Origin of the sequence: Lacticaseibacillus manihotivorans DSM 13343 = JCM 12514 (assembly GCF_001435035.1) — a bacterium.
GTDB classification, from domain to species: Bacteria; Bacillota; Bacilli; order Lactobacillales; family Lactobacillaceae; genus Lacticaseibacillus; species Lacticaseibacillus manihotivorans.
Window position 1 is genome coordinate 18715 of the sequence record NZ_AZEU01000112.1, and the last position, 8865, is coordinate 27579.

Annotated in this window: 9 protein-coding genes; 2 read left to right on the forward strand and 7 right to left on the reverse strand. The window is 48.1% G+C overall.

Features of this window, described 5'->3' with window-relative positions:
- The first annotated feature begins 411 nt into the window (after nt 1-411).
- The gene (locus FD01_RS06000; RefSeq protein WP_056963199.1) at nt 412-1374 is read left to right on the forward strand and encodes a ketopantoate reductase family protein; all 963 of its coding nucleotides are present in this window, start codon (nt 412-414) and stop codon (nt 1372-1374) included.
- Between the two features lie 464 nt (nt 1375-1838).
- Here the strand turns inward: FD01_RS06000 and FD01_RS06005 are convergent, their stop codons facing one another.
- The 7 genes from FD01_RS06005 to FD01_RS06035 form a co-directional block, all read right to left on the reverse strand.
- Entirely contained in the window at nt 1839-2558 is a 720-nt protein-coding gene (locus tag FD01_RS06005) for a GntR family transcriptional regulator (protein ID WP_056963201.1), read from the reverse strand.
- A gap of 228 nt (nt 2559-2786) precedes the next feature.
- On the reverse strand, nt 2787-3107 hold the full coding sequence (locus FD01_RS06010) for a PTS sugar transporter subunit IIB (RefSeq protein ID WP_056963203.1): 321 nt from the start codon (nt 3105-3107) through the stop codon (nt 2787-2789).
- A 66-nt stretch (nt 3108-3173) separates the two neighbouring features.
- Nucleotides 3174-4622 (reverse strand): PTS sugar transporter subunit IIC, encoded by a 1449-nt coding sequence (locus FD01_RS06015; RefSeq protein ID WP_056963204.1) that lies wholly within the window; start codon nt 4620-4622, stop codon nt 3174-3176.
- A 264-nt stretch (nt 4623-4886) separates the two neighbouring features.
- Nucleotides 4887-5234, reverse strand: a complete 348-nt coding sequence (locus tag FD01_RS06020; RefSeq protein ID WP_054715933.1) for a helix-turn-helix domain-containing protein — start codon at nt 5232-5234, stop codon at nt 4887-4889.
- A 493-nt stretch (nt 5235-5727) separates the two neighbouring features.
- Nucleotides 5728-6054: a heavy metal-binding domain-containing protein gene (locus FD01_RS06025; protein WP_152164863.1), complete on the reverse strand. Its 327-nt coding sequence runs from the start codon at nt 6052-6054 to the stop codon at nt 5728-5730.
- A gap of 8 nt (nt 6055-6062) precedes the next feature.
- Entirely contained in the window at nt 6063-6833 is a 771-nt protein-coding gene (locus FD01_RS06030; RefSeq protein ID WP_056963208.1) for an ABC transporter permease, read from the reverse strand.
- The gene (locus FD01_RS06035) at nt 6833-7738 is read right to left on the reverse strand and encodes an ABC transporter ATP-binding protein (protein WP_056963211.1); all 906 of its coding nucleotides are present in this window, start codon (nt 7736-7738) and stop codon (nt 6833-6835) included. Before FD01_RS06035 ends, FD01_RS06030 begins: the two co-directional genes overlap by 1 nt.
- 135 nt (nt 7739-7873) lie before the next feature.
- On the opposite strand from FD01_RS06035, the gene FD01_RS06040 reads away from it, so the two are divergent.
- Nucleotides 7874-8848 carry an aldo/keto reductase gene (locus tag FD01_RS06040; protein WP_056963213.1) on the forward strand — a complete coding sequence of 325 codons (975 nt, stop codon included), beginning with the start codon at nt 7874-7876 and terminating at the stop codon, nt 8846-8848.
- Nucleotides 8849-8865: the final 17 nt, after the last annotated feature.

Here is an 8865-nt window from a genome sequence, read left to right on the forward strand (position 1 = left end):
TCATGGCGTTGTGTTCAGCAGATTGCTGACATCATAGGCATTTGGCGTCAATTTAAGTCACAGCAATTAGATTTTGGCTGTTCTAATTTTTTTGCCATCTTTTTTAGAAAAAAGGTTGACTTTAATAAAAGTCCCCGGTATTATGTTAGAATGGTTAGAAAATAATGAGATGTGTTGAGAAACTTAAGGATGAGCTTCTGGGAACGGCTTAGAAAGCGTGGCTGCTGAAAACACGTGCGATCCCTTTGGTAAAAGTTAGTTTCGAGCATACTGGGCGGTCGCCACTAGTCGACTATTGAGCAATAAACGAAGGTGGTACCGCGCAAACGCGCCCTTTAGCAGGAATGCTTTTGGGCGCGTTTTTCTCATTATTTTCAAAGACAAGCAACCAAACGAAGGGAAGTACATATCATGACAAAATATACAGTAATCGGCGCAGGCGCCATGGGCCTTCGCTATGGGGTCTTGATTCAAGAACGTACTGGCAACCCGGTCGACTTCATCGACACTTGGGAACCCAGCGTTAACACCATTAAGGAGCAAAAAGGGACTTGGGTATCGCGTGACCACAAAGACAAGCACATGGTTCCGATCAATATTTCCTTCCCAGAAGATTACACCGGCGATCCGGACGTGTGGATCATTTTCGTCAAGCAAATGCAATTGGCCGAGGTCTTGAAGCGTTGCGCCCCATTGTTTAAAGAGCATCAATATGCCTTCTCCGCGATGAACGGGATGGGCCACATCGATAAAATCTCTGAATACTTCCCAGATGATCATATCGTCGGCGGCACAGCCATGATCGCCACGGTTTTGAATGGCCCTGGCGATGTCGACTTCATGGGCGCCCCGCGCACCGGCGTGATGCATTTATGCAATAAAACGGAAAAAACCGACGCCATGACCCAACAAATGTTTGACGACTTCAAAGAAGCCGGCTTAGGCCCGATTTTAACCGAGAACTTCATGGGGACTTTGATGTCTAAAGTCGTCTTCAACGCCGTGGTCAACACCTTGTGCACGATGTTTGAAATCACCATGGGGCAATTCATCGAGTATCCTGGCGCCAAAGATATGGCGGAACAATTGATGAATGAATCTTTTGATGCTTGCGAACGCGCCGGCATCCACTTGGTTGAAACTCGTCAAGAAGAAGTTGAATCTGTCGATTATGTTTCACGCGTCGCCAACCCTTATCATTATCCTTCTATGTATCAAGATTTCTCCAAAGGCCGCAACACTGAAGTCGACTACATCAACGGCTATATCGCTAAAATCGGCCGCGAACACGACTACATCTGCCGCACGCATGAATTCTTGGTTCATGAAGTTCATATGGCGGAAATGATGCGCAAGTATAAGCAAGCCAAATAGCTTTGAATTTCAGATCCTCCTATATACCCGCAACGCCTTGCCAGTGTTGCGGGTTTTTTGAGTGTGTTTTGAATCTTCCAGTTAGTGATACAACGTCATATCTCAAGCTATTGTTCAATAACCTATGGCATTACGCGTCTCGTAGCCATCGAGTGCCAGTGGTTTGGCGGAGTGGAAGAATTTTGAAGTTGGGACGGAAGCTGGTTATCGCGCCACGGTGAGATTTCCGTTGCGACTTGTCGCTTACGGAAAGCCACAGGGAAAGATCCGGCGAGTGGGGAGCGTAGCGACACATCTCGGCTAGCTTTCCCGAGGACCCTCACCATGGCGCGGCGACCAGCTGGAGTCCCAACTTCAAAATTCTGTAACGCAACCAGACCACTGGCACCTGATGGCAGCCTGAATCCGGAAAGCAATCGCAAAAAGGCCCTGCCGAGTACCGTGCTCGACAGAACCTTTTCAGATTAATCGTTATTAATATCCAAAACCGTATACCCACGCCAACTGGCTAAGTTGCGGCTGGTGGAATATTCAAGGTTTTCGCCAGTCGTCAACCAAATCACTTGCTCGACTTCTAAGACCGGCTCGCCAGTCGTCGCGTCTAAGTGGGCCACATCAAAGTCGTTGGCCAATGTGGCGTTGATCCGCCGCAAAGCACCGCCGAACTTCAAGTTAAGGGCTTGGTGCATGTAATCGTAAATCGACCCCATCAAGATTTCTCGCGTTAAGCCTGGTACCAACTTCAATGGGAAAATGGTATGTTCCAACACGCGCGGCACCCCATCGATTTTACGCAACCGATCGATCACATATACCGGCTCGTCGCTGGCCACATCGAGTTTCTTTTGGATCAACTCACTTGGCAACGATACATCAAACTTGATCACTTCTGATGAAACATGCTCTTCGCCTTCTTGTTTGGTCAAGCCGTCAAATGCTTCGGCTGGTGAATCAGACGCATGCACGGAGACGTCACCCAAGACGTATGTGCCTAATCCTGACTGCTTATAGATCAAGCCTTCGACGGCTAAGCCATCGAGGGCTTTTTTGATCGTCATGCGGCTGACGCCAAACTCTTTGGCTAAGGTGTTTTGATCGGGGATCAAAGATTTAGCCGGATAGACATTCATATGAATGCGTCGCCGGATCTCATCTGCGATCATTTGGTATTTAGGTGTCGCCATGTGTCCCACTCCTTTTGTTACCCATCATTATACGCTATCTGACGCGCTGTTTTGTCACCGTTTTGTGCCAACGCGTGCCCAATCACACGTTTAATGTTGCTGGTCTAGTCACAAGGGCTTGCAAGCTCGCGGATACGTTCACATTTTATTCTATTGGTCTAATCGGCTTGACGGTGCAAAAAAAGAAGCCTTAGCAAAAACCTGCCAAGGCTTCTTGAATTGAGTTGACTAGAGGCCAAGCAGCTTTTCAGCACTTGCCAAAACCTTCTCGCCATTCATCATGCCATAATCTTGCATGTTGATGACGTCCATTGGGATACCCTTGGCATCAGTCTTCTTCTTGACGTCGCCTTTCATGTACCCGACTTGAGGGCCGAGCATTAAGACGTCAACACTACCGTTTTCCAACTGGTTGTCGATGTCAGAGGCAGAGGTAGCAAAAATCTTGTAGTCCTTACCCGCGGCCTCTGCCGCCTTTTGCATTTTTGAAACTAAAAGGCTAGTGGACATGCCTGCTGAGCAAGCTAACATGATCGTTTTATCAGCCATAATATTGCCTCCAATTTTTTGTTTAATACGTTTTCATTTATATGATAACGCTAAACTGCATAAATGTTAAGCCTTTACTTCTTCGGCTGCATTCTTGGCTTCTTCGGCAAGCAGATAAGAATCGTACTTCTTGGCAAATGGGAAGTAGATCAATGCGGATTCAACCAGCACGATTGCTTGCCATACCGCCATCTTCCAACCACCGATCAAGAAACCAGAAACGATCGGAGGCGTCGTCCAAGGTGCGGCAACCCCGTTCAGTGGCGGTACAATGCCAGACCAAATGACCAAGTAAGTGGTTAACGCAACCACAACAGGGGTCAAGAAGAATGGTACCGCGAGCCATGGGTTCATGACCAAAGGTAAACCGAACAAGAAAGGTTCGTTGATGTTGAAGATCGCCGGAACGGCTTCAATTTTACCAATGGACTTCAATTGAACAGATTTTGCAAAGAACAAAGTGAAGATCACAAGCCCGATGGTGATACCAGAACCCGTCAGGTTGATGAAGTTGTTGTAGAATTCGTTAGTGACAATGTGCGCACCGTTGGCCAAAGTCAACTTGTGAGCAGCGGTCAAAGCCGCGTTATCAGCAGTGTTAGGAATCAACAAGCCGCCGGTGATCGCGCCCATGATCATCCCACCATGGACCCCGAAGAACCAGAAGAATGGCACCATGAAGGCGATGATCAACGCGCCACCCAAGGAATCAGAAACCCCTTGTAATGGTGTTTGTAACCAAGTGTAAATCAATTGCATCGCGTTGGTGTTGGCGAACTTGGATAACAAGCCGTAAACCACCATCGCAACCGTCAAAATGATACCAGCAGGGATCATTGCAGAGAACTGGCCAGCAACGTTAGCAGGCACTTGTTCTGGTAACTTGATCTGCCAGCCGCGTTTCATCATAGCGGTGTAAGTCCAGCCGACTAACAACCCAACGACGATGGCACCGATCATCCCCTGGCCGCCTAACCAAGTCAAGTTGATGACACCAGTGACATCTTGGCTCATGAAGGCTTGCACAGCCTTAGGGGCTTTGTCGATGTAGTTGGCTAATTGGGTCCCAGTCCATACGACTTTACCAGCCGCGTTGGAAACCCCGGTACCAGTTTTGCCCATCGCAGCCACTAATGGGTTGGCGATGGATAAGGATTGGATCAAGATGAAGGTGGCCAAACTAGTTAAACCAGCAGGCAGCGCTTCAACTTTTTCATTGCGGGCGTAAACATACGCGATACCAACCGCTGCCCACACAGACATGATCGCAAAACTTGCGGTGTATGCCTGATTAAAAATAGCGCCCCAACCCGATGCCGTAATCGCAGCAGATACTGCTGGGATCGGGATGTTGTTCAAGATCAAGAAGATCGACCCAATAATGATGAATGGCATGGAATAAACAATACCATCCTTCAACGCCGTAATGGCCTTGGTGTTGACGAACTTCATGATCGCAGGAAAAACAGATTCGTTCAGGACTTTAGAAAAGCCACTTTGCTTTTTGTTTTCCATTAGATTCATCTCCGTTTCAACCAAAATATAATAGCGTACCTAAGCGAGCGCCTAGGTAAAAATAAAATCATGTGTTCCCCCCAGAACTATTAGCTGTGCTTGCCCCACCTCCTACGGTAGTTAATTTTTAAAGCGCAATCATTTACAACTAAAAGTATAGTCTTTAACATTTGAAAGCGCAACCTAAAAACGCATTCTTTTTGAAGAATTTGTATGCGACGCTATTTTCATCCATAAAAAAGCCGCCATCACTGGCGGTAACAGTCATCTCTTCAAGATGTTTCCAACACTAGACTTGGCAATATTCAGTAAAGCCGCGATTTGCCGATAAGTCAGCCCTTGTGCCCGTAGCGACACGATTTGTTGCTGCACCGCCACTGGCAAGCCTCGGTGTTTGGCAGCTTTCGGGTCTGCGGCTAGCGGCATTAAACTCAACTCGCAAGCAGTGCCGCCAGATTGATGGGCCACTTTTTGCGCTTCAAGTTCAGAATAAGTCAGCCACATGGTGTGCAGGTCGTTGGTCCAAGTTGGCAATAGCAATAAGTTATCCGCCTCAAGAAATTCGCCTTCTTGGTTGACGACGGTATAGCGTTTCAATTCAACTGTGCTCATCTTGTGGCCCCCTGCACTTTTCTTCTATTATAGCGCAGTTAACCCTGACGCCTGCCAATAAAAATAGCGATTACTGTCCGGCATCATATGTATTAGCCTTAGGGCCGGGATTTAGGCAAACGCAGCTCCAGTCTGGCGCAATTCACATCATGGCAGTCCTCAAGGGCGCTAGCCGAGCTGTGACCATCAGCATGCACGAGGTCGAAATTGGCCTGGCGGAGCGTGGTGGTGGGTTCAGGCCGCAGTGTCGGCAGTATTGCCAGATGACACTGAACTTTGGTGGCATCTGTGCAATCCTGCGGGTGGATTTTGAAACGGAATGGTTTTTTCCGATTCAAAATCCAGGCGTAAAATCCTCGAAGTGCACTGCTTCGAGATTTGAAGCCGGCCCCACATCAGGCCTGAACCCACCACCACATGGAGCCAGACCAATTTTGACCGCGATGGCAAACAAAAAGGACAGGCATTTATCCCGTCCTCATAACTAATTTGCTTAATCGATAAACTTCACCGCTGTGCCATACGCGGCCACCGACTGCATATCCCCGCCAATCGCGCCTGAATCAAAGCGCATCATCACTACTGCGTCAGCGCCTTTGCTTTGGGCTTCTTGACGCAAGCGCTCGATGGCCTTTTCCCGCGAGTCATGCAACATGCTGGTATAGGCTTTGATTTCGCCGCCAACCACATTCTTCAAACCAGCGCCGATATTTGAAAAAACATTTTTGGATTGGGTGGTCAAGCCAAAGACTTCACCAATGATTTCATATTTTTGACCGGGAATATTTTCAGTCGTGGTCACTAAAATTTCTGTCATGATGTTCTCCTTTATACCGCACGGCGGCGGAAACTCAAGTAAGCAATCAACGTGAACAACGCGGTATAACCCAAAGTGCACGCAATCATCACTGGGGTGTCTAACAACGTCAAGGCGTGATACGTTTTGGGATCGGCGATTTGATTTCCTGTCAGCAACATCGTGAAGGGATTCCACTTCAACCAGTGCCAACGCTGCACGAACATGATAATGATCTGAGCGGCAACAGCAGTGACAAAATAGCCGATAAACCCACAGGCGATCGCTGCGGCATTGGTTTTAAACCACGTCGCCATCAAAATCACCAAGCTCAACAGCATCAACATCACCAGCAGCGAGCCACCGGTGGTCAACAAGTAATCGCGCCAGATCGGCATGTGGTCAACCACTTGCGTCCAATCAAACTTCGGCTTGATAATGAACGTCAAAATGCCGGTCATCGCACTGGCGACCACTTGCAACCCGATCATTTGTAACAATAAAACCAGGAGCTTGCTGACAAACACTTGGCTGCGATAATATTTGCGATACAGCAATTGCTTGATGGTGCCATATTGAAATTCCATCGCAATCATGGACGCAGCACTGGCAATCATAATGAAGTCGACTAAAGCCCCACCGATGTAATTGTTCATCACAAACATCGACGTACCAAAAAACTTAGGATAACGCCAAGACAACACCGCAAAGCCGATTTGCACCACGACCATAAATAACACTGCCAGCCAGGTACCTTTTTTATGGGTAAGTTTAAATAACTCTTGTTTGATCAAAGTCCCCATCAGTGCACCTCCTGTTCAACCAGATCCAAGAATGACTGTTCCAAATCATGTTGGGCTTTGGTCACATCTTGCACCGCAATGCCAGCATGCACTAAGGCAATTAACGCTGCGTTGAGGGTAGTGCGATCCGTTTGGGTGATCTGCAATTTGCGATCGACTAAGTTCACTGGCACATGCGCCGCTTGCAACGCCGCCAAAGCATCGCGATCATTGACCGTTTGCAACTCATAAATCGTCCCGCCAGCTTCAGCTAGGTCTTGCATCGTGCTTTGTTGGATAATGTGGCCATGATTTAAAATCAACACGTCATCTGCGACTTTCTCCAACTCTGACAAAATGTGACTGGAAATCAAAAAACTGGTCCCGGCTTTGGCTTGCGCGCGAATGATATCGCGTAAATCTTTAACTGCTTGCGGGTCTAGGCCATTCATCGGTTCATCTAAAATCACCAATTGCGGACGATCGACTAATGCTTGGGCGATGCCCAGTTTTTGCTTCATGCCCAATGAATAGGACTTGGCCGGTTTGTTGATATAGCCAGCCATCCCCAGCGCCTGAACAATGGCATCGACATGTTGTTGGCGCTGCTTTTTGGCGGCGAATAACTCAAGGTGTTGGCGTCCAGTTAAGAACGGATAAATCCCCGGATATTCAATCAACGCCCCAACCTGCCGCAATGCTTGGTGTTTGGTGATACTGACGGCTTGATCGGCAATTTGGATCTGGCCGCCATCGGTTGGGATCAACCCTAAGATGGCCTTCATAATCGTACTTTTCCCAGCCCCATTAGGTCCCACTAAGCCGACGACACGACCTGACGCCACCGTAAAGTCGACGCCATGTAACACTTTTTTCTTGCCGAAAGTTTTGTTGAGCCCTGAAACTTTCAATAAAGCTTCCATCATACTCCTCCGATCTGAACACGCTTAATATACCATGAAATGACAGGTTTTCCTCATGCTTTAGCCTGAAGTTCCCTAAATTTATATCGATAGTGGTACAATGACAACGTTTACTAAACTTTTTTCGAGGTGAGCGTCATGTATGAAGCAAATTCACAGCGTTATGAGCAAATGCAATATCGCCCAGTCGGCAACAGCGGGTTGCATTTGCCTGCCATCAGCTTAGGCTTGTGGCATAATTTCGGTAGCGTCGACCCTTTGAGCAACCAAAAAGCTTTGCTCGAATACGCTTTTGATCACGGGATCACGCATTTTGATTTGGCGAATAATTACGGCCCGGTCCCAGGTAGTGCCGAAAGTAACTTTGGGCATGTGCTTCACGAGGAACTCGCCGCTTATCGCGATGAAATGATCATCTCCACCAAAGCCGGCTACTTAATGTGGCCTGGGCCTTATGGCGAATGGGGCTCACGCAAGCACCTGATTGCGTCATTGGATCAAAGCTTGAAGCGCCTCGGCTTAGATTACGTCGATATTTTCTACCACCATCGTCCAGACGACAACACGCCGCTAGTGGAAACCGCCGAAGCGTTGGCCCAAATCGTCCGCAGCGGCAAAGCTTTATATATCGGCATTTCCAATTACAAACCCGAAGCCACGGTAAAAATGAGTGCCTTGTTGCATGATCTACATGTGCCGTTCATCATTCAACAACAGCGCTACAACATGTTCAACCGTGAACCCGAAACTGGGTTATTCCAAGCCTTAGCCGATGAGCACCTCGGCGCCATCACGTTCAGTCCCTTAGCGCAAGGCTTGTTAAGCGACCGCTACTTAAATGGCATCCCCAAAGATTCTCGCGCCGCCCGACCAAGCAGTCCGTTCTTACATGAAGACAAAGTTGAAGCGACCTTATCAACGGTTAAAAAACTCAACGCGCTTGCTCAAAATCGCGGACAAAGCTTAGCAGCCATGGCGCTAGCATGGAACTTGCGCCAACCCGTCGTCGCCAGTGTCTTAGTCGGAGCCTCGCGCACCAGTCAGTTAGCGGATAACTTAGAGGCACTCAAGCATCGTAAGCACCCAATAACAGACCGTCTTGAAAATCAATAGAGGCCCGTTCCCAGATT